The sequence below is a fragment of the Clostridium aromativorans genome (assembly GCF_020908015.1).
Taxonomy (GTDB): Bacteria; Bacillota; Clostridia; order Clostridiales; family Clostridiaceae; genus Clostridium_B; species Clostridium_B aromativorans.
This window is the reverse complement of record NZ_JAJJPB010000001.1, coordinates 217,801-237,692: the sequence shown is the minus strand read 5'-3', so window position 1 is coordinate 237,692 and position 19,892 is coordinate 217,801. Positions and strand designations below refer to the sequence as shown.

The following is a 19,892-nucleotide window of genomic DNA, read 5'->3' as shown; positions in this document are numbered from 1 at the left end:
AATCTTAAGTATAGGGAATGGATGAATCTAAATCCATATCTTTTGTATCTGCAACTGCATTCTTGCCGAAATTTCTTGCTGTAAAAAATATTCTCCATTTATTACTTTCAGGATGAAGCCGGGCCATAGGTGGCTCGTGAACAATTACCCCCAGTACATTACCGGGGAAAAGACGCTCCATTTCAATGGCAATAACCGCGCCACTGCTGTTGCCGAATACTATTGCGGAGCTTTCTCCGGCAGCTTTCAGCACTGCCAGGGCATCTTTTGCCTGCTGGGAAATATCGAAATGATCAGGAAAATTCATTGTACTTCTCGCATTTGCACGGCGATCATATGTGATAACTTTATACTGATTTGCAAGCTCATCTGCCAAAGGTAAATAAAGGTCTCCGTCACCACCTCCTCCTGCAATTAGAAGAAAAAGGCTTTCCCATTCCTGTTGCCTTGTAAAAAAGTGTGTCTCCTTCGATTTCAATCTTCCCTGCTACTCTGTTTCTCACAATATCCCTCCATATCATGTGAAATTGTCCAAGCTTACAGCTATTTACAAGAACAGACAGTACATTAGGTAATTAGAATTTACTATCAATAAAAAATCTATATGAAAATTATATCGGAAAATATATAGTAAATCTACTTAGCTGTCCACTGTGATTTAAAAGTATACGCAAGGATTGCAGATGGTTGTTATAGTAATAAAATGATTTATATATTACAAGGTGCAGCACTAAAAACACTGCACAGCTATTAGCTATAGATTACCATCTGTATGATATAAAGGACCGTTTATAAGAAATCAATATACAGAACAAATTATACTTTTTATACTATAAGTGAAAGGAGAAAAGGAAGTGAAACAATGCAGATTGAAATAAAAATTGATAGTTCTTTGCAATAATGTACCGGGGGCTTTTAGGGTTTCCTCTGGGAGTTTTTATTGGTTACACTATTACAATCATAATTTCTTTGATTTCGACTCAGGGATATTATTTACCTGTTTCTCCTGATTTGACATCACAATGCGGAAGTCAAATCAGTGCAGTTGTTCTGCAATTCCTTTTATCAGGTGTGTTGGGTGCCGTTGTGGGTGCAAGCTCCTTCATATGGGAAAATGATAACTGGAGTATTATAAAACAATCAATTGTCCATTTTATTATAATCTCTTTTGCAATGCTGCCAATTGCTTATTTTTCACATTGGATGGAGCATACATTTGCCGGCATCGTAAGTTATTATGGTATATTTATAGCAATATATATTATAATATGGTTTATACAGTATAGCATGTGGAAATATAGAATCAGGCAGATAAACAACAAAATTAAAAATGACAGGGTGAAATGATAAGTATCTTCAGTTTTCAAAAGAAGTTTTTAAAGCAGGCAAAACCCGTACAATAAAATCAGAACATGATATTCATTTTGAAAAACCAGGTGAATTTATTCAGATCATGGCAGATTTTTGGGGTAAGACAAAATAATTTTTTCATGTTGCAGATATTTTAAAATCAACCCAGTATTAAAGACCAATACATCACATAGCGCTGCTGAAGAAAAAATAAATTTACCTATAAAAGAAATGGTAGTATAATTTAATGGATAAATTTAGGGAAGCGAACAGAGAGGTGAAAAATTTGAAGCAAGTGGAGATAATGATTGTGGAAGACGATGATGACATCAATAGAATACTGGAACTGATTGTAAAGGAGCAGGGATACAAAGCAACCTGCTGCTTTTCCGGTACGGAAGCCAGATTAAGACTTCAGCAGCAGTCCTTTGATCTGATTTTACTGGATATTATGCTGCCTGGACTGACAGGGGAGGAATTGCTGGGAGAAATCAGGGAGCATTCATCTGTCCCGGTTATTGTTGTTTCTGCGAAAAATATGATTGAAGACAAAGTCAGCCTGCTGAGGCTGGGTGCGGATGATTACATGGTCAAACCTTTTGCCCGTGAAGAAGTTGCAGCACGGATTGAAGTCCAGCTGCGTAAAAATTATTCACGGCAGGCTGATAAGTGTTTAAACTGGAAGGCACTGACTCTGGATGAAGGCCGACATGTGGCAATGGTTGAAAAATCAGAGTTGAATCTCACCAATGTGGAGTTTGATATCTTGAAAATTATGTTGAAGCATCCTAAACAGGTATTCTCAAAAGCCAAGCTGTATGAACTGCTGTGGAATGATGTTTACCGGGGAAATGACAATAGTATCAGTGTCCATGTGTCGAATATTCGTAAAAAAATTGCAGCTGTTACCAAAGAAGAATATATTAAAACCATCTGGGGAATCGGCTTTTCACTGGTCTAGATATCATCTTTATGATTTCTTTATAATTTGCTTAAGGGTTCTTAAAAAACACCTTGTAAACTGATAAGCGTAAAGGAGGAATTGAGATGAAAACACCAGTTTTGAAAATAACTGATCTGGAGAAAAGGTATAAGCATCAGGTTGCCCTGGAAAGCAGTGATTTTGAACTGTATCAGGGAGAAATATGTGCCGTTATAGGGAAAAACGGTGCAGGTAAATCAACTCTGTTCAAGATGATTGCCGAAGAGATATTTCCTACAAAGGGTGAGATTGCACTGTTTGGTGAACCCTACGGTAAACATAATGCCCGCAGGAGAATGGGGGTCATGATTGAAACCAATGTATTTTTTGATAACTTCAATGCCATCCAGAATTTAGAGTACTATCGTCTGCAGCGGGGAATTCCTGAAAAAGCCGTAATAAAAAAAGTATTGAATATAGTGGGACTTGCAGAGTATCAGGGAAAGAAATTCTCGGAATATTCACTGGGGATGAAACAACGACTGTCACTGGCACTGGCTTTATTATCCTCACCGGATTTTTTGCTTTTAGATGAGCCTGCCAATGGTTTGGATCCGGAAGGAATGGCTGAAATGCGTCAGCTTTTTCTTAATTTAAACCAGGAGCATCAAATTACAATTTTGATTTCAAGTCACATTTTATCACAGCTGCAGTCAATTGCAACACGTTTTGTTTTTCTTCACAAAGGTAAAATTATTCAGGATTTGTCACGTAAAGAGCTATTGGAGATGAATCAGCAGTTTATATTCCTTCGTGTCAATGATGCCAAGAAGGCCTGCTTTATATTGGAAAATCATTTTCCAGATATGGACTATAGGGTTTTAGCTGGTCAGCAGCTGGAGGTTTACAATCATATTGAAGACCGTCAAAAAATCAATAGGCTTTTGAATGAAGGCAGTGTGGATATTTTGGAAATGACAGTTAAAAGCAAGAATCTGGAAGAATATTTTCTGGAGCTCATAGGAGGTAATAATAATGCTGAATCTCATTAGAAGTGAAGTCTACCGGTTGATACGTTCAAAACTGTACTACGGGCTTATTGCAGTTAGTGTCTTTCTAGTCATGGCTGCCGCAGGGGTACTGCAGTATTTCAGATTCAAGGAATCAATCTTTCCCTACGGAACAAGGATGTTCTATTACAGTAATGTATTTGGTATGACTACTTTAATTATTGTTTTATGTTTATTAATTGTTTTAATATTGACACGAAAGAGTCAGTCAAAAATCTGTGCAGCGGTTTCTTTCGGATATTCCCGAGGGGCTGTCTTTTGGTCAAAATTGATTGCTTTGTCTCTGGGAGTAGCTGTTATGGCTGCTGTTATTTTGTCGGTCACCATTTTAAGCGGTAATGTTATTTTTGATTTGGTGAATAATTCAACTCTTGGTCAATTTTTAATTGCCTTTAGCAATGTACTGCCCATTGTTGCCTCCGGTTTTGTTCTAGGTTATGTTTTAAGTGTCAATGGTGTCTCAGAAGTTTTGAACCTGCTTATTTTGCTGTTTATTTACAGTATTTTAGGACGTTTAATCGATACTTTAGCCGGCAGAGTAAGTGTTTTGAGAACTATATCTAAATGGACACCTTCTTCACTGATTGATAATAATTTAGTCCACTATATGTCAGGCAGTGCTTATTTTGATGTGAAGTGCTGGGTGATGGGACTGATGATTATTTTTGTAAGCTTGATTATGGGGCTGGCAATTTTTACGAAAAAGGATTTATCCTAGAGAAAGGAGGAGAGTTATGATTTATATTAGCTGTATACTGACAGTTGTAACTGTCCTCTGTCTGACAAAGCATTATTTTATCAGAATGAATATTCGTACATTAACTGCGGAGGTTAAAAAATTAACTAAATTGATTTCTCAAACCAATCAGCAGGTTACTGTGGCTGCTCCTGATAAAACCACAGAAAAGCTGGCTGCTGAAATCAATCATTTAGTTGAGCGCTATAAGGAATTGCAATTGAAGAATATTGAGGAGAAGCGTCAGAATAAAGAAGCTCTGGCTAACTTTTCCCATGACTTGCGCACACCGCTGACTTCTGCCATGGGATATATTGATATAGTTTTGAATATGGATCTATCCATCAAAGATAAAGAAAAATATTTAAATATTGTACAGCATAAGCTGAAGAGTTTAAACAATCTGGTGGATTCACTATATGATTTGTCCCTGGTTGATGCCCGGGAGTATCCTGTGCAGCTGAATCCGCACTCCTTATATCAGCTGCTGTGTGACAGTCTGCTGTTGTTTCACCAGGACTTTGAAGATAAAGGTATCTCCCTGCAGCTGGATCTTGATGAAAAAGTTCCGTTGGTGCTGCTGGATGAAAAGATCACCAATAGAGTGTTCTTGAATCTGTTTCAAAATGTCATACGCTATGCCAGGTCATACTGCAGGGTTGAATTGAAAGTGACAGAAGAGCATGTTCATATCAGTATAAGCAATGATTCTGAAGCTTTAAGCGACGAAACTGTAGTACAGCTTTTCAACCGTACATATAGGGCTGATATTAATCGCTCCGGGCACTCTTCCGGTTTGGGCCTGGCCATTGCAAAAGAGCTGATGGAACTACAGCGGGGTAGGATAACTGCAGATTATAAGCATAATACTCTGACTTTTATGCTGTCTTTCAAACGTTAAAATTGTTTCAGCAGATTTTAAAAGTTCTGCTGTTTTTTTATACGTTCAAATCGTTGTATTAAGTATTTATAATAGTGTTGTTAAAAAAATAAAAAAGGTATATACTGATGTATATACAGTAATTATAAAATATTATTTTAGGAGCACAAAAATGGATAGAAGTTTTTTAATAAATGAGATAAAAAGATTGAAAACAGAGAGAAATGCCTGTATACTGGCACATAATTATCAGGTACCTGAAGTTCAGGATATATCGGATATTGTAGGCGATTCCTTTGCCTTAAGCAGGGCGGCGGCAAAAATGGACAAGGAAGTTATAGTGTTCTGCGGCGTCAGATTTATGGCGGAAAGTGCAAAGATACTTTCTCCGGATAAGAAAGTGCTGCTTCCTTCAAAATATGCAGGGTGTCCTCTGGCGGATTCCATAACTTCAAAACAGCTTCAGACTATGAAAAACAAACATCCTGGGGCAGCTGTTGTATGTTATGTAAATTCTTCAGCAGAAGTCAAAGCCATAAGTGACATATGCTGTACTTCTTCTAATGCAGTAAAGGTTGTTGAAAGTTTGAAGGAGGATGAAGTGCTGTTTGTACCTGATGAAAATCTTGCCGGCTATATAGCTGAGAAAGTAAGAGGAAAACATATAATACCCTGGCCCGGACACTGCATAACTCATGCAAGGATAATGATGGAAGATCTTGTAAAAACATCGGAAGAGCATCCGAAAGCAGAAATACTGGCTCACCCTGAAGTTTCCGGGGAAATAAGGGAAAGTTCTGATTTTGTTGGAAGCACTTCACAGATAATTGATCATGCCCGTAAATCTTCAAATACAGAATTCATCATAGGTACTGAAATAGGTGTGCTTCATAAGATGAAAAAGGATAATCCTGGCAAGAAGTTTTATCTCATGAGTCCCAGACTCGTATGTGAGAATATGAAAATGACATCTCTCGAAAATGTTTATACATGTCTTTTAAATATGGAATACGAAATATCAGTGCCTGAAAATATCAGAAAAAAGGCTGAGAACTCCCTGGAGAAAATGTTGTGTATTGAGTAAAAGGTTGGTATCGGAATCAAGTAATTATAAAATAGGCTGGTGATATGAATGAAAAGATATTTGGTTGATTTTAAAAATGAACCCTGTGAAGGTAGATATTTTGATATTGTAATAATAGGGGCTGGAATAGCCGGCCTCTACACGGCTTTGATGCTTCCAAAAAAATTAAAGATAGCAGTGCTCAGCGAAAAGGAAATAGATGATTCGGATTCCTACATGGCTCAGGGAGGTATTGCTGCCAGCATAGGAGATGATGACAGGGAACTCCATATAAAGGATACTGTGAATGCAGGCTGTTATGTGAATAACGCAAAAGCCGTGAAGGTGCTGGTAGATGAATCCCAGCAGGCCATAGAGAATTTGATTGAACTTGGTGTGAATTTTGACAGGGATGATCAGGGTAACTTCTACAGATCCTTTGAAGGGAATCATTCCATACCCAGAATACTCCATGTAAATGGCGATTCCACGGGGAAGGGCATAATGGAAGTGCTCGTAAGAGATGCTGAAAATGCCCACAATATAGAAATAATACCAGATGTATTTGCCCTGGATATTGTGGAAAACAGGGGGAAATGCTGCGGCGTAACGGTATTTTACAAAGGAAGATCAATGTATTTTATCTCCCGGTATTGTATAATGGCATCAGGAGGAATAGGCCAGCTGTTTTCAAAAACCACAAATGTGGATGTACTCACTGGAGACGGAATTGCCATGGCAATAAGGGCAGGCGTGAAACTCAAGGACATGGAATATGTTCAATTTCATCCTACAGCTTTTTATTCAGGAGATACAAATGACAGGTTGTTCCTCATATCCGAGGCCGTAAGAGGAGAAGGTGCAGTACTTAGAAACATGGAAGGAAAGAGATTTATGGGAGAATATGACAGAAGAATGGAGCTTGCACCCAGGGATATTGTTGCGAGGGCCATATTCCATGAGATGAATAAGGTATCATCTAAATATGTATATCTGGATGCCACCATGTATGATAAAGATTTTCTCCAGAACAGGTTCAGGCAGATCTACAGGGAATGTGAAAGCAGCTCCATAGAGATGTACAGGGATTATATACCTGTTACTCCTGCGGAACACTATTTCATGGGCGGAATTGAAGTGGATCTTTTCGGCAGAACAAGTATGGAAGGACTTTATGCCCTGGGTGAATGTGCCTGCACTGGAGTACATGGTGCCAACAGGCTGGCAAGCAATTCTCTTCTTGAAGCTCTTGTATTTGGGAAAAGAGCTGCAGAGGATATCTATGGAAAAATTTCATGCGGAGAAGTATGCAGCCTGCCGGAATTGAAAAATGAAGACAACCTGGATGAAAAAAATAAAGAAGTTGATTTTGACCAGTTTAAAAGATCTTTAAAAGTCCTTATGGAAAAACATGCTGGAATAATAAGAAATACAGATGATCTTAAAGGGGCATTGAATATTATTGAGGACAAGCTCTCTAAGATGGAGGCTTCAAGTCTTGAAAGTGTGGAAGCCGTGGAGACATATAATATGTATCAGGTGGCCAGAAGTATTGTGATTTCAATTCTTGAGTCCAAAGCTTCCATAGGAAGCAACTATGTTGAAAATTATTCTGAACACAATAAGGTTTTGAGGTGATTTGCTTGAATTTTTTAATGGTTGACAAATTGATAGAGGAGGCACTTCTGGAGGATATAGATTATGGAGATGTAACCACTGATAATTTGATACCTGAGGACCAGATTTCACAGGGCAGGTTTATTTCAAAAGAATCCGGTGTTGCTGCAGGTATTGCTGTGGCGGAAAGGGTATTTGAAATTTTGGATGACAGCATAGTATTTGCTGCAAAAATAAAAGACGGTGACAGATTTGAAAAAGGCAGTGTCATTGCGGAGATAAGGGGCAGTTCCAGATCCATACTGAAGGGGGAGAGAGTTGCCCTAAACATAATGCAGAGGATGTCCGGCATTGCAACCAAAACCAGAAGAATGGTGGAACTTGTAAAGGACTATGATGTTAAAATAGTGGATACCAGAAAGACACTCCCGGGATTCAGGATGCTGGACAAGTATTCGGTTAAAGTGGGAGGAGGATATAACCACAGGCTGAATCTTTCAGATTATGTGATGATAAAGGACAATCACATAAAGGCAGTGGGTTCCATAAAGAAAGCTGTTGAAAAAATAAAGAACAGCCTGCCCTTTACTGTCAAGGTAGAAGTGGAAGTGGAAAACCTGCAGCAGCTTAAGGAAGCAGCTGATACCGAAGCGGATGTGATAATGCTGGACAATATGGACGTGGATGAGATGAAAAAGGCTGTAAAATTTATAAATGGAAGATTTGTTCTGGAAGCTTCAGGAAATGTTACTGAAGAAAATGTGCGGAATATTGCTGCTGCAGGAGTGGATATAATATCAATAGGTGCCCTTACACATTCGGTAAAAGCTCTGGACATAAGTTTGAGATTTATTTAAAAGATAAAATGGTGTAAAATTAAAATTATATCCCGATGATATGGAGGAATAATTATGTTTAGAGATTTGAGAAGAAAAGACAGAGAAATTGGGCATACTGAAGTTATAGAAATATTAAATAGCTGCGAATATGGTGTTTTATCTACAGTGGGTGAAGATGGATATGCTTATGGAGTACCGTTAAATTATGTATATGCCGATAATTCCATATATTTTCACAGTGCTGAACGGGGACATAAATTGGATAATATAGTAAATGACGACAGAGTTTCTTTTTGTGTAGTCGGAAAAAATTATGTTCTGCCGGATAAATTCACTACCAATTATGAAAGTGTAATTATATTTGGAAGGGCAGAAGAAATTTTCGATGATGAAAAAAATGCGGCCATGCTGAAAATACTGGAAAAGTATTCAAAAGGATATGTGGAAAAAGGCAGAGAGTACCTGAAAAAGGCAAATTCAAAAGTGAAAGTGATAAAAATAAATATCGAACATATTTGCGGAAAAGCAAGGAGATGAATATATTTTTGATCGTTATAGTTGTAATTGTTGCTGCTGCAGCAATTGCTGCCAGCATTTACGCTTATAGGAACATGCATTATGATGAAAAACCACTGCGGCAAACATACAGTGCCGGTTATAGAGAAAAACAAGCAACACTTGATGATGGAACTGTCCTAAATTATGCTGAAGGACCAGATAATGGCCCGGCTCTTTTGTTGATACATGGGCAGTCTATGAAGTGGGAGGATTATTCAAGAGTACTCCCGGCATTAGCTAAGTATTATCACGTGTACGCTGTTGATTGTCATGGACATGGGAAATCCAGTCATGATTCCTCAAAATATACAGGAGCTGCTATGGGGCAGGATTTTGCTCTGTTTATTGAAGATGTTATTGGAAAGCCGGTTGTAATATCAGGTCACTCCTCCGGAGGAATTTTGGCAGCGTGGATTGCAGCCAATTCACCGGAAAATGTATTGGGAGTAGTTCTGGAGGATCCGCCATTTTTTAGTGTGGAACCGGAAGAGATGAAAAACACTTTTGTTTGGCGGGAGAATTTTGAAACAGTACATAATTTTAAAAGTCAAACAGAAATTAAAGATTATGTAGTGTATTATATGGAAAATAGTTATATTTGGGGACTATTTGGAAATTTGAGATCCATTATAGCAAGAAGTACGAGAAACTATAGAGAAAAGCATAGTGGAGAACCTCTGAAATTATGGTATGTACCATATAAATGGATTCACGGTACCCTTTATATAGATGACTTTGATTTGGATTTTTCGGAAACGTTTTATACAGGTTCCTGGTTTAAAGGAATTAATCAGGAGAAAATTTTATCTAAGATAAATTGCCCCTCAGTATATATTAAGGCAAATACATTATATGGAAAGGATGGAGTGCTTTATGCAGCCAACAGTGACCAAGATGCCAGAAATGTACATAGTCTGCTCAAGGGAAATGAAATGGTAAAGATAAAATCCGGTCATGATATTCATTTCGAAAAACCAGATAAATTTATTCAGATCATGGTAGATTTTTTAAATAAAATAAAATAGTTTTTTATTGTAAAAAAAGTATTAAGTATGATCAACTTATTGAGAGTAAGTAAAATATTTTTAGGTAAAAATAAGAGAAGGTCTCCAGCAATTATATGGCTGAAAGGCCTTTTATTCATGCTAAAAATGATGAGATATTATTATGGCATATGAAAAATGCTTTTTTGAGGGAAGAATGAAACGTTTGATAAATTATTTTAGAATACATGCAAGCCCAGGGGATTGGGTGGAAAAATGATTCTCAAGATGGATTTCATTGGGAAAAATTATGAGATGATGAAAGTCAGAACGGGAAATGGATATGCCTTGTTGGAATGAAAAATTAGCAGAAAATTATGCAATATTTTTTAGATTAATATAGTAATGTAGAAAAGTTTTTACATTACTATATTAATCTAAGAGCGAAATAATAATTATAAGAAAACCTGTAATTTAGGTAGTTAATTAATGTGAATCAATGACAAAAAAATTCATGTAAAACTCTGTCAGTAATCTATTATATCTAAAGGATGTCCATAGCAGCACAAAAGCCTTCATAAGTTGCCTCTTTTACTGTACGGGCTTTTTTGGCATCTCCAGTAACTATAAACCATGGAACGATGTTTTCCAAAGATTTTACAATCTCATCATTGGAACGGTTACCACAGGCATATATAATGTTATCCGCATCAATGAAATGCTCATTTTGATTCTTATCCATAAATTTTACACCATTGTTGATGATTTCTTTAACTGATACATTGCAATCCCATGTCATGCCCACTTTTTTCATTCTTGGAATTAAAGCACGACGCTGAGAGTCATTTGAATCTTTACATACGTCATCTCTCATTTCAAGAATATGTACGTGGCAGCCACAATGTTCTGCAAAGAAGAAACCGGACTCACATCCGATTGCACCACCTCCGATTAAAACAACTTTCTTGCCTAATAAAGATAAGTTTTTATAGATTTCTATAGCATGTGTTGCATTTTCAATTCCTTTAATGGGTGGAATAAAAGGATGAGAGCCGACTGCGCAAATGGCTGCGTCAGGCTTCATGCCTTCAATTAGTTTGGGAGTAACAGTTGTATTTAACATAATATTAACGCCAACATATTTACAGCGAGCTACAAGGGAATCACGAAAGCGTTTTAAAGATTCTTTGTGAGTATCTACATCGGTAAACCACAATAAGCCGCCTAGTTTTGATGTTTTTTCACATAGGGTTACATTGTGACCGCGCTCGGCTGCTGTTAATGCAGCATACATTCCAGAAACGCCACCACCGATGATCAGCACCTTGCGTCTTCCCTTTGGAAGGGGGGCTTGTCTCCAGCGTAACTCTCGTGATGACCAGGGATTTACTGTACAGTGCCATAATTCAGGAATCGGACGCTCATTTGGATTTGGAGGCAGAGGATTAAAACAAGAACAACGCAGGCAAGGAGCGATTTGATCTGCACGTCCAGTTTGTGCCTTGTTGCAGAATTCAGGGTCTGCAAATTGCTGGCGACCTAGTGCTACAAAATCACATTTGCCAGAAGTAATTGCATCCTCAACCTGTTGTGGATCATTGAATCCGCCTACAGCTACAACAGGAACATGTACAGCAGCTTTAACGGCAGCAGCAAGATCCAAATTGCAGCCATGTTTGTCATACATGGAGGAGAAAGCCTTTGTCTCTACGTGAGAATGGTAAACACCGCTAGTAACATGTATGATATCAACATAATCTTGAATGATCTTGCAGAATTCAATGCAGTCGTTAAGCGTCATGCCGCCTTCAATACGTTCGGAACCGGAAACACGGTATTCAATCAGAAAATCATCACCGCAGAGCTCACGAATTTTTTTACAAACCATAATGGGAAAGCGAGCACGATTTTCCATGCTGCCACCGTACTCATCTGTTCTATGATTCATACGGGGAGAGATAAACTGAGATAATAGCCATCCATGGCCGCCGTGCAGCATAACCATGTCGAAGCCAAGTGCTTTGCAATTCCAACTTGCTTCAGCATAATTATTAGCTACATGTTTTATCATTTCTACGGTCATTTCATCTACTTGAACTCCATCCTTGCGTATAAATGAAGAAGGACCAATGGGATTATTATGATTGATAATTGTATCTGGATGATTGATTGCACCAATATGATTTAATTGGATGGAGGCAACAGCTCCATGAGCTTTTATTGCCTCAGTAAGTGTCATTATACTCTCCATGTGGAATGTGGTCATATTTTTGGAATAAACGTTTAAACCGTGTTCATGGCGGGCAGAGTATTCGTTATCTATAAAAGATTCGGTGATTGTAACTTCAGCAAAGCCTCCCCTTGCTTTGGTTTCAAAAGCATCAATGCCTTCAGGGGTAGGGTATCCATGGTCTACAATACGATTAGTCGTAATGGGTGAAGCAAATACCCGGTTCTTAAATTTTACACCTTTGATAGTATAAGGTGAGAACATATGAGGAAACGTATTCATAAATAAACTCCTTTCTACTGTTTTTTTATAATCAAGTATAATTTTAGTATAGGACAATTAAATATGGCTGTGAAGTACATACAATTTTTCGGAAAGCAGAAAATATTTGCAGTAATATACAAAAATTAAAGTTACTTTCTTTTTGACATATATATAAAAAAACTACATGCGATTGTCTAAATGCATGCAGCTTCTTTTTATCTGAAAAATTATTTTTTTTTGAATGGATTGTCCATTATTGAATTATCTTTCTCACGATATCCATGCCACATTTCACCAAGAGGGTCTATTTCAATTCCTAAGTTTTTCATACGTTTCCATCCCCAATCATAAAGTATATCTAAAATTGGCAGTATGCTTTTTCCTATATCTGTAAGACTGTACTCGACTCTAACAGGTACTTCAGGGTAAACGGTGCGTTGGATTATCCCATCAGCTTCTAGTTGCTTTAGCGTTGTCGTGAGAACTTTTTCAGATATAGGAAGTTGTTTTGTAAACCTGCTAAACCGAGTGGTTCCATCATAGGATATACCTCTTATAATATATGTTTTCCATTTATTGCAAAAAGTTTTTATAACATAATTATAAGGGTCATTCTCAAAATTATAAACCCCATATTTTTCAGTCATATTATTTCCCTCCTCTCCTGATAATAAATTAAATAACATGAAAATATATGAAATCTAAAATTGTCACTTTTTTAATTATAGTACTTATTATCCCAGATGGTACATTGATATTTTTATTATTCAAAACTTAAATGGTTAATTTAATATGTCGCAAAAGGAAAATGCCTTTTTCATAAGGTTAAGTGGAACCTGATCCATATTAATGTCTGCATAAATAATTTCTTCTTTGTTTCATACAGATTCATTGACATAGTGATCGAACGGATCCACAATACAGCTGCTGCTTGTATATTATCTCAATTGTCTTACTCTTTCAAGTCCCTCATCAACCCTCTTGTATAGATTCAGCGCTTTAATCAGGTTGTTCTGTTCAAAAGCCTCTTCTGCTTTTTTCAGATATCTGTTGATTTTCATATCATTTTTCATAAATACACCATTTCTTATTTTACAATTTATATATTTTTAAAGTATCCATAGATTAAGTTATCACCATCTGATATACTTGATATATGGAAAGCTTGCTTTCCATAAGGAGGATTAAAATGTGAAAAATCGATTGGAAGAAATACGAAAGCAGCATGATTTGAAACAGGAAGATCTGGCGGCGGCTCTTGAAGTATCGAGGCAGACAATAGGTTCTCTTGAAAACGGCAGATATAACCCGTCGATAATACTGGCCTTTAAAATAGCAAGATATTTTAACATGAATATTGAAGATATTTTTATTTATGAGGAGGATGGAAAATGAAAAATAGCATTTATCATATCATGACTGTAATTGGACTGCTGGTGGGTTAGATATTTTAAAAGCAAAAAGACATTGGGCGACTTTTACAGCAGCTTTTTCGGTATTCCTGCAGCAAGTGCCACACTGCCTGTTGTTGCGTTTTTGCTGCTTGCTGTATATGGTAAAGTAATGTGGCTTTTTATTTCCACAGTGATTTTGGAAATAGGACATATAGGTATTCACCTTCAGCACCGCAGGGAAATCAGCAAACCAGATGATCTTTAGCTTTCTGGAAAAGATTTTTCTCATAGGCAAATAGAAGCAGGTAATTGAAAGATAGAAAGGAAAATATAAAAAATCTATAGAAGTTTTAAGGGAATTGGCACTGAGAGTGATGATTATATGGGTAGGACTCAGTGCACCCCCTGACTTTTGAAAAATTGTAGAGCCTGTTTTATTTTGCTTTTCTGCACCGATTTTAGCACTATGCTTATATTATTTCTGGACCTGTGGAAAAGTTATTCATGAACAACAAGTTCCAAGACATCTGGACGTGAATAATGACCTGTCCCATCAAATTCCATTCGGCTGAGCGGAACCTGATTCATATCGATGTCTGCGTAAATGATTTCTTCTTTGTCCCATACAGGTTCATTGACATAGTGCCCAAATGGATCCACAATACAGCTGCCGCCGGTAAGAACAGCTTCTGGCAAATTTGCCATTTCATTCGGACAGTGGAAAATATCAGGATACATATCTTTTGTTACATATTGATTGACATTAATTACATAACAGTGTCCTTCTATTGCTATATGGCGTATTGTAGTCTGCCATTCTTCATTGTTGTTTGTGTTGGGTGCAAGATAGAGTGTAACTCCTTTCATATAAAGAGCTGTACGTGCCAAAGGCATATAGTTTTCCCAGCAGATTAAACTGCCCATGTTTCCCCAGGGAGTATCGATGATGGGAAAGGCACCTTTATTACCGTCACCCCATATGAAGCGCTCCGCACCGGTTGGCTTTAATTTACGATGTCTGTCCACAAGCTTTCCCTCCGGTGAGAAAAACAGATTAGTGCAATAGAGGGTACAATTATTGATATCCCTTTCTGTAATGCCAAGACTTACATAGGCATGTGCCTTACCAGCTGCCCTGGCAATGCGGTCTGTGTCGGCACTTGGTACAATGACGGAATTGTCATAATAGACTTTCCAGTCCTTTCTGCCTTCTTCCATACGGCTGCCTACAGTGAAGCCAAAAGTCATTCCATAGGGATAGCAGGGAACAAAGGATTCGGGAAATACAATGACATCGGCACCTTGTTTTCCAGCTTTAAGAATTTCCTGAACAACTTTGTCGATAGTTGCATTTTTATTAAACAGAACAGGTGATGCCTGTATAAGGGCAACTTTACAGTTCTTTTTTAAATCTTTCATAATAACTTCATAACCTCCTCTATATTTTTATCCGAACACTACCATTGCTAATACTCCCAGCTTCTCAAAGTGGGAGATAAGCACTGCTACGCGTCTGGATAAGTTCCGCTAGGGTTCAGGTGGAGAAAAGTATTCCTTATAAGCAAACTCCATCTGAACCTAAGAATCACTTGATAGGATTTATGTTTTGATTATACTATAGTATAATTGCAGTATCAATTAATAAAACTCGAATCTTTTATAGTGCAAATAAGTCTGGTATTTTCATTGAAGGAGCTGAAAAAATTTATTTGCGGGAGTAATTCATAATGGTGAATTATCATGAATAATGGGAGCGATGATACATGAAAAGTAGTAAGTTATTTCAAGTAATCAACTTTTTAATTATATTCTTAATATTCTTTTTGATTTTTACTATAGGGTTTGATATTGTTAAACTAAAAAATAATATAATTAATAACTTTATACTTGGAGTAATAGGAGCTTGTTTAACTCAATTATATATAAATATATGCAAAAATATTTGTAAAAAAAAATAATTCGCACTGTTTCTATTTTACGAATCAGTACATTTTGTATTTAATAAAAAATAAACAGGAGGTATTTTATGGAGTATAGAATAGAAAAGGACACAATGGGAGAAGTGAAAGTCCTATCCGATAAATTATGGGGTGCCCAAACCCAGAGGAGTTTTGAAAATTTTAAAATTGGTACAGAAAAGATGCCTATAGAGGTGATCAGGGCATTCAGTATTTTAAAAAAAGGAGCTGCAAAGGCAAATAACAGGCTGGGCAAGCTTGATGATGAAAAAATGAAGGTAATTCAACAGGTTTGTGATGAAATTTATGAAGGCAAATTGGATGATAATTTTCCACTGGTGGTCTGGCAGACAGGCAGCGGGACACAGAGCAACATGAATGTAAATGAAGTTATTGCCAACCGGGCAAATCAGATATTGGGTAAAAAGCTTATTCATCCCAATGATGATGTAAACATGTCCCAAAGCTCAAATGACACCTTTCCAACGGCCATGCATATAGCTGCCGTAGTGGAAATAGAGAATAAATTACTTCCAGCAGTAGATATACTGAAAGGTACCATGGAGCATCTTGAAACAGAAAACAGGGGGGTTATAAAGACGGGAAGGACCCATCTGCAGGATGCTGTCCCCATAGCATTTTCTCAGGAAATAAGCGGATGGAAGCAGATGCTCATCAAGGGAGAGAAAAATATAAAACAATCTATAGAAGGCCTGAGAGAATTGGCGCTGGGAGGAACGGCTGTGGGAACTGGGCTCAATGCACCTCCTGATTTTGGTAAAATTGCAGCAGAGGAAATAAGCAATTATCTTGGCACAAATTTTGTCACTGCTGAAAATAAGTTTCATGCTTTAACCAGCAGGGATGATCTGGTCTATGCCCATGGTGCCATGAAATCTCTGGCAGCGGATTTGATGAAAATTGCCAACGATGTCAGATGGTATGCCAGCGGTCCCAGGTGTGGTCTTGGGGAGATAACCATTCCTGAAAATGAACCTGGAAGCTCTATAATGCCGGGAAAGGTAAATCCGACACAGTGCGAAGCTGTTACCATGGTAGCCTGCCAGGTGATGGCAAACGATACTGCAATTTCTTTTGGTGCTTCACAGGGAAATTTCCAGCTGAATGTGTTTATGCCCATGTGCATATATAACTTTTTACAATCTGTCAGGCTGTTGTCAGATGTAATTATATCCTTTAACAATAATTGTGCAGCGGGAATAAAACCTAATGTGAACAAAATGAAGGAAAACCTGGATAAATCCTTGATGCTTGTAACTGCACTTAATCCATACATCGGTTATGATAAATCTGCTGAGATTGCAAAGCTTGCCCATAAAAAAGGAATCCGTTTGAAGGATGCAGCTGCAGAACTGGGATATTTAACAGAAGAACAGTTTGACCATATTATCAAGCCAGAGAATATGGTTTAAATATCTGCTGGGAATGTATTGCCTTGAGGAATGGGATACTTTTCCTCAAGGTAATATTTTTTTATCTAACATTCAAAATAAGTCCTCTCTTGAAATTCTAGCCCCTGGCCTCTGATATAAAAGCCCTCATTGCAGCTGTCACACACTTGTTCTTGTGATATAGTATTTGTGTGGCCATATTGAATTCACATCCGTCCAAATCAAACCCAACAAGCTGTCTACTTTTTAGTTCTTTCTCTACAGTCATAACGGGAAGCAGGGTTATTCCCAGATTACTCATGGTAAAACTTTTGATTGCTTCAACACTTCCGACTTCCAAGGCTATATTGGGCTTCAGACCTGATTTTTGAAACATTTTCTCAAAGATATTTCTGTAGCTGCAGCCCTTTTCCGTTACAATCAAAGGCTCATCTTTAATATCTTCCATTGTAACTTGTTTTTTGCCGGCAAGTCTATTTACAGGAGAGGTCAAAAATATCATGGGTTCATTGTAGGATACACAGCATATCAAATCTGGATCAGCAGTTGTTTTATCCAGTATAAATGCCAGATCAACTATATTGTTTTTGAGCATACTTCTCAAATCTGAGCAGACTCCCACTTTAATTATGATTTCCACTTCAGGGTATTTCATATGATAATTTTTAAGCAGTTCTGGAAGCCTCATAGTACACAGGGACTCCACAATTCCTATTCTTAAAATTCCACGGGGAATATCTACGCCGCCCACTGCTTCTCTGGCTTCCTCTGTAAGACTTATTATATTTTCTGCATATTTGAGAAATACTTCGCCTTTTAAAGTAAGATGTATTTTCCTTCCGATTTTTTCAAACAATTTTACACCAAGCTCCTCCTCTAAAAGCTTAATCTGGGTTGTAATAGTAGACTGAGCATATCCCAATTCCTCTGCTGCTCTGGTGTAACTTTTCAAATGGGCAATTTCCGAAAATGTTATCAGATTTCTAAACTCCATGGTATACCTCCTTAACTTCAACAAAATCGAATTGTATTTTCAAATAATTCAATTTTATTAATAGTTAATCTTATGATAATATAAATCTATCGAAAATTCAATAATTTTTTAATTAAATTTTTTAAAAAGTACAGCTGGCTGCAATAAGATTGAAGAAAAAATAGGAGGTGAAGTTTAGTGAAGGCTTGATTTTTATTATTACATCCTGTCACTAAATGTAAAATATGAGTAAAAATATTGGAACAATAACACTTTCCGGCCTCATAGCAGGCTCGGTACTGGGATCAGGAATAATACTGCTGCCGCCAATTGCCTACAAGCTGGTTGGGGGGTGGGCGATAGCTGCCTGGATTATTATAATGCTGCTTGGCATTATATTTGCCTATGTTTTTATATTCTTGAGTCTGAAAAGTCCTGGAAATGAAGGCGTTGCAATTGCAGTTGGAAATGCCTTTGGAGGTTTTTTTCGAGAACTGACTTCAAATTTTCTCACAGCCGCAGTTTGTTTTGGCCCTACGGCAGTTTTGATTACAGCTGCAGACTTTTTAAAAAACTTTAGTCTGTTTTCAAATATAAAAGTGGAGATCATTGCATTTGGAATGGAAATCATATGTGCCCTGGTTCTTATGTATGGTGTAAAGGCTCTTGGAAAATTCACCTTGGTTTTAACAGGATTTACGGCAGTATTATTGTTTTGCGGAAGTATGTATACGTTGATTTTTGCTTCAGATATACATGTATACCAGACATCCTTTTCCATCTCCAAATTCGGATATACTCTCTTGCTTTTATTTTGGGCAATCATAGGATGGGAAGTTGTAGGCAACTATATTGAAGATATAAAAAATCCTAAAAAAACGCTTATTGAAGCAATGACTGTGAGCTTAATAGTCATTATCAGCTTGTATATTATTGTTGCCCTTTCCATACAAAATGTATCTGCCGGTAATCACGATATACTGGCAATCATGACACCTCTGTTTGGTTCATTTTCTTTACCTGTAATCACCATTGCTGCGTCAGGACTGTGTATGTGCACCTATCTTATGGTAGTTGGAGGAGTTTCAAGAATGAGTGCACAGCGCGCAGCAAACAATAAGCTGCCTGCATATCTGTCATATATGAACAGATATGAAAGCCCGACTAAAGCTATCATAACACTTGTATGCATACATTTTGCAGTTTTATCCCTGTCTGCTGCAAACCTTATAAATATGGATAAAATTATAACCTGTGCCAATGTATTTTTCCTGTCCAATGCAATAATCGGATTGGCTGCCGGATTCAAGTTACTGCACGGTATCAAACTAAAAATTGCAATTTCCATACTCATCATATCATTTGTACTATTGTTGTTTAAAGCAGCTTTATGGAGTCTTTTACTTTTGATTTCAGTAATACTTTTATCTGTATATAATAATAGAAGAGTTAAAAATAATGAGGAAATTACCGCACATAATGTATAGTTGAGGATTCTAGATTATATTGGTGCACCTATTGAATATCCAATGCTTCTGATGTGTTTGATCATAATATCCATTCATTGAGACAATATAATACATCTATTATGCTTTACATAATAGATGTATTATTGTATAATAATATCGACACTAATATGTATT

General features: G+C 37.2%; 19 protein-coding genes and 1 pseudogene. 14 read left to right on the top strand and 6 right to left on the bottom strand.

What is annotated here, in order from left to right; all coding sequences use genetic code 11:
- Nucleotides 1-4: 4 nt before the first annotated feature.
- Nucleotides 5-478: an alpha/beta fold hydrolase gene (locus LN736_RS01120; RefSeq protein ID WP_229980481.1), complete on the bottom strand. Its 474-nt coding sequence runs from the start codon at nucleotides 476-478 to the stop codon at nucleotides 5-7.
- Between the two features lie 422 nt (nucleotides 479-900).
- On the opposite strand from LN736_RS01120, the gene LN736_RS01115 reads away from it, so the two are divergent.
- From LN736_RS01115 to LN736_RS01070, 10 genes are all read left to right on the top strand, one after another.
- Nucleotides 901-1,347: a DUF3021 domain-containing protein gene (locus tag LN736_RS01115; protein ID WP_229980480.1), complete on the top strand. Its 447-nt coding sequence runs from the start codon at nucleotides 901-903 to the stop codon at nucleotides 1,345-1,347.
- 250 nt (nucleotides 1,348-1,597) lie between these two features.
- Nucleotides 1,598-2,311 (top strand): response regulator transcription factor, encoded by a 714-nt coding sequence (locus LN736_RS01110; protein WP_229980479.1) that lies wholly within the window; start codon nucleotides 1,598-1,600, stop codon nucleotides 2,309-2,311.
- 86 nt (nucleotides 2,312-2,397) lie between these two features.
- Nucleotides 2,398-3,324: an ATP-binding cassette domain-containing protein gene (locus LN736_RS01105; protein ID WP_229980477.1), complete on the top strand. Its 927-nt coding sequence runs from the start codon at nucleotides 2,398-2,400 to the stop codon at nucleotides 3,322-3,324.
- A complete protein-coding gene (locus LN736_RS01100) occupies nucleotides 3,308-4,060 on the top strand; it encodes a hypothetical protein (RefSeq protein ID WP_229980475.1) in 753 nt (250 codons plus the stop codon). The genes LN736_RS01105 and LN736_RS01100 overlap by 17 nt, the downstream gene beginning before the upstream one ends.
- 16 nt (nucleotides 4,061-4,076) lie before the next feature.
- Nucleotides 4,077-4,979, top strand: coding sequence for a sensor histidine kinase (locus LN736_RS01095; RefSeq protein WP_229980473.1), 903 nt, complete (start codon nucleotides 4,077-4,079; stop codon nucleotides 4,977-4,979).
- 1 nt (nucleotide 4,980) lies between these two features.
- Nucleotides 4,981-6,042 (top strand): quinolinate synthase NadA, encoded by a 1,062-nt coding sequence (gene nadA / locus LN736_RS01090; protein WP_326839058.1) that lies wholly within the window; start codon nucleotides 4,981-4,983, stop codon nucleotides 6,040-6,042.
- Nucleotides 6,043-6,090: 48 nt separating this feature from the next.
- On the top strand, nucleotides 6,091-7,659 hold the full coding sequence (gene nadB / locus LN736_RS01085) for an L-aspartate oxidase (RefSeq protein WP_229980471.1): 1,569 nt from the start codon (nucleotides 6,091-6,093) through the stop codon (nucleotides 7,657-7,659).
- Nucleotides 7,660-7,664: 5 nt separating this feature from the next.
- Nucleotides 7,665-8,495: a carboxylating nicotinate-nucleotide diphosphorylase gene (nadC, locus tag LN736_RS01080; RefSeq protein WP_229980469.1), complete on the top strand. Its 831-nt coding sequence runs from the start codon at nucleotides 7,665-7,667 to the stop codon at nucleotides 8,493-8,495.
- A 54-nt stretch (nucleotides 8,496-8,549) separates the two neighbouring features.
- Complete coding sequence (locus LN736_RS01075; protein WP_229980467.1) at nucleotides 8,550-9,014, top strand: pyridoxamine 5'-phosphate oxidase family protein; 465 nt, start codon at nucleotides 8,550-8,552, stop codon at nucleotides 9,012-9,014.
- Nucleotides 9,015-9,022: 8 nt separating this feature from the next.
- A complete protein-coding gene (locus LN736_RS01070) occupies nucleotides 9,023-10,060 on the top strand; it encodes an alpha/beta fold hydrolase (protein WP_229980465.1) in 1,038 nt (345 codons plus the stop codon).
- 502 nt (nucleotides 10,061-10,562) lie between these two features.
- Here the strand turns inward: LN736_RS01070 and LN736_RS01065 are convergent.
- The 3 genes from LN736_RS01065 to LN736_RS18870 all read right to left on the bottom strand — a co-directional run bounded on the left by LN736_RS01065 (nucleotide 10,563) and on the right by LN736_RS18870 (nucleotide 13,585).
- On the bottom strand, nucleotides 10,563-12,530 hold the full coding sequence (locus LN736_RS01065) for an NAD(P)/FAD-dependent oxidoreductase (RefSeq protein WP_229980463.1): 1,968 nt from the start codon (nucleotides 12,528-12,530) through the stop codon (nucleotides 10,563-10,565).
- A 209-nt stretch (nucleotides 12,531-12,739) separates the two neighbouring features.
- Complete coding sequence (locus LN736_RS01060; protein WP_150356577.1) at nucleotides 12,740-13,159, bottom strand: winged helix-turn-helix transcriptional regulator; 420 nt, start codon at nucleotides 13,157-13,159, stop codon at nucleotides 12,740-12,742.
- Between the two features lie 291 nt (nucleotides 13,160-13,450).
- On the bottom strand, nucleotides 13,451-13,585 hold the full coding sequence (locus LN736_RS18870; protein ID WP_268253718.1) for a hypothetical protein: 135 nt from the start codon (nucleotides 13,583-13,585) through the stop codon (nucleotides 13,451-13,453).
- Nucleotides 13,586-13,703: 118 nt separating this feature from the next.
- Here LN736_RS18870 and LN736_RS01055 point away from each other — a divergent pair, with 118 nt between their 5' ends.
- Nucleotides 13,704-13,907 carry a helix-turn-helix transcriptional regulator gene (locus LN736_RS01055; protein WP_150356578.1) on the top strand — a complete coding sequence of 68 codons (204 nt, stop codon included), beginning with the start codon at nucleotides 13,704-13,706 and terminating at the stop codon, nucleotides 13,905-13,907.
- A gap of 33 nt (nucleotides 13,908-13,940) precedes the next feature.
- A pseudogene (locus LN736_RS01050) lies at nucleotides 13,941-14,171 on the top strand (hypothetical protein); the annotation flags it as partial.
- Between the two features lie 233 nt (nucleotides 14,172-14,404).
- On the opposite strand, the gene LN736_RS01045 reads toward LN736_RS01050, so the two are convergent.
- A complete protein-coding gene (locus tag LN736_RS01045) occupies nucleotides 14,405-15,325 on the bottom strand; it encodes a carbon-nitrogen hydrolase family protein (RefSeq protein ID WP_229980461.1) in 921 nt (306 codons plus the stop codon).
- A gap of 607 nt (nucleotides 15,326-15,932) precedes the next feature.
- Between LN736_RS01045 and fumC the strand changes: the two genes are divergently transcribed.
- Nucleotides 15,933-17,297, top strand: coding sequence for a class II fumarate hydratase (fumC, locus tag LN736_RS01040; RefSeq protein WP_229980459.1), 1,365 nt, complete (start codon nucleotides 15,933-15,935; stop codon nucleotides 17,295-17,297).
- 97 nt (nucleotides 17,298-17,394) lie between these two features.
- Here the strand turns inward: fumC and LN736_RS01035 are convergent, their stop codons facing one another.
- Nucleotides 17,395-18,270, bottom strand: a complete 876-nt coding sequence (locus tag LN736_RS01035) for a LysR family transcriptional regulator (protein WP_229980457.1) — start codon at nucleotides 18,268-18,270, stop codon at nucleotides 17,395-17,397.
- Nucleotides 18,271-18,494: 224 nt separating this feature from the next.
- On the opposite strand from LN736_RS01035, the gene LN736_RS01030 reads away from it, so the two are divergent.
- Nucleotides 18,495-19,736, top strand: coding sequence for an APC family permease (locus LN736_RS01030; RefSeq protein ID WP_229980455.1), 1,242 nt, complete (start codon nucleotides 18,495-18,497; stop codon nucleotides 19,734-19,736).
- The last annotated feature ends 156 nt before the right edge of the window (nucleotides 19,737-19,892 follow it).

Coding starts and splice junctions, on each gene's coding strand:
- LN736_RS01030 (WP_229980455.1), top strand. CDS start 18,495: ATGAGTAAAAATATTGGAACAATAACACTTTCCGGCCTCATAGCAGGC.
- LN736_RS01105 (WP_229980477.1), top strand. CDS start 2,398: ATGAAAACACCAGTTTTGAAAATAACTGATCTGGAGAAAAGGTATAAG.
- LN736_RS01065 (WP_229980463.1), bottom strand. CDS start 12,530: ATGAATACGTTTCCTCATATGTTCTCACCTTATACTATCAAAGGTGTA.
- LN736_RS01035 (WP_229980457.1), bottom strand. CDS start 18,270: ATGGAGTTTAGAAATCTGATAACATTTTCGGAAATTGCCCATTTGAAA.
- LN736_RS18870 (WP_268253718.1), bottom strand. CDS start 13,585: ATGAAAAATGATATGAAAATCAACAGATATCTGAAAAAAGCAGAAGAG.
- fumC (WP_229980459.1), top strand. CDS start 15,933: ATGGAGTATAGAATAGAAAAGGACACAATGGGAGAAGTGAAAGTCCTA.
- LN736_RS01095 (WP_229980473.1), top strand. CDS start 4,077: ATGATTTATATTAGCTGTATACTGACAGTTGTAACTGTCCTCTGTCTG.
- LN736_RS01115 (WP_229980480.1), top strand. CDS start 901: ATGTACCGGGGGCTTTTAGGGTTTCCTCTGGGAGTTTTTATTGGTTAC.
- LN736_RS01110 (WP_229980479.1), top strand. CDS start 1,598: ATGGATAAATTTAGGGAAGCGAACAGAGAGGTGAAAAATTTGAAGCAA.
- LN736_RS01060 (WP_150356577.1), bottom strand. CDS start 13,159: ATGACTGAAAAATATGGGGTTTATAATTTTGAGAATGACCCTTATAAT.
- LN736_RS01100 (WP_229980475.1), top strand. CDS start 3,308: ATGCTGAATCTCATTAGAAGTGAAGTCTACCGGTTGATACGTTCAAAA.
- LN736_RS01075 (WP_229980467.1), top strand. CDS start 8,550: ATGTTTAGAGATTTGAGAAGAAAAGACAGAGAAATTGGGCATACTGAA.
- nadB (WP_229980471.1), top strand. CDS start 6,091: ATGAAAAGATATTTGGTTGATTTTAAAAATGAACCCTGTGAAGGTAGA.
- LN736_RS01045 (WP_229980461.1), bottom strand. CDS start 15,325: ATGAAAGATTTAAAAAAGAACTGTAAAGTTGCCCTTATACAGGCATCA.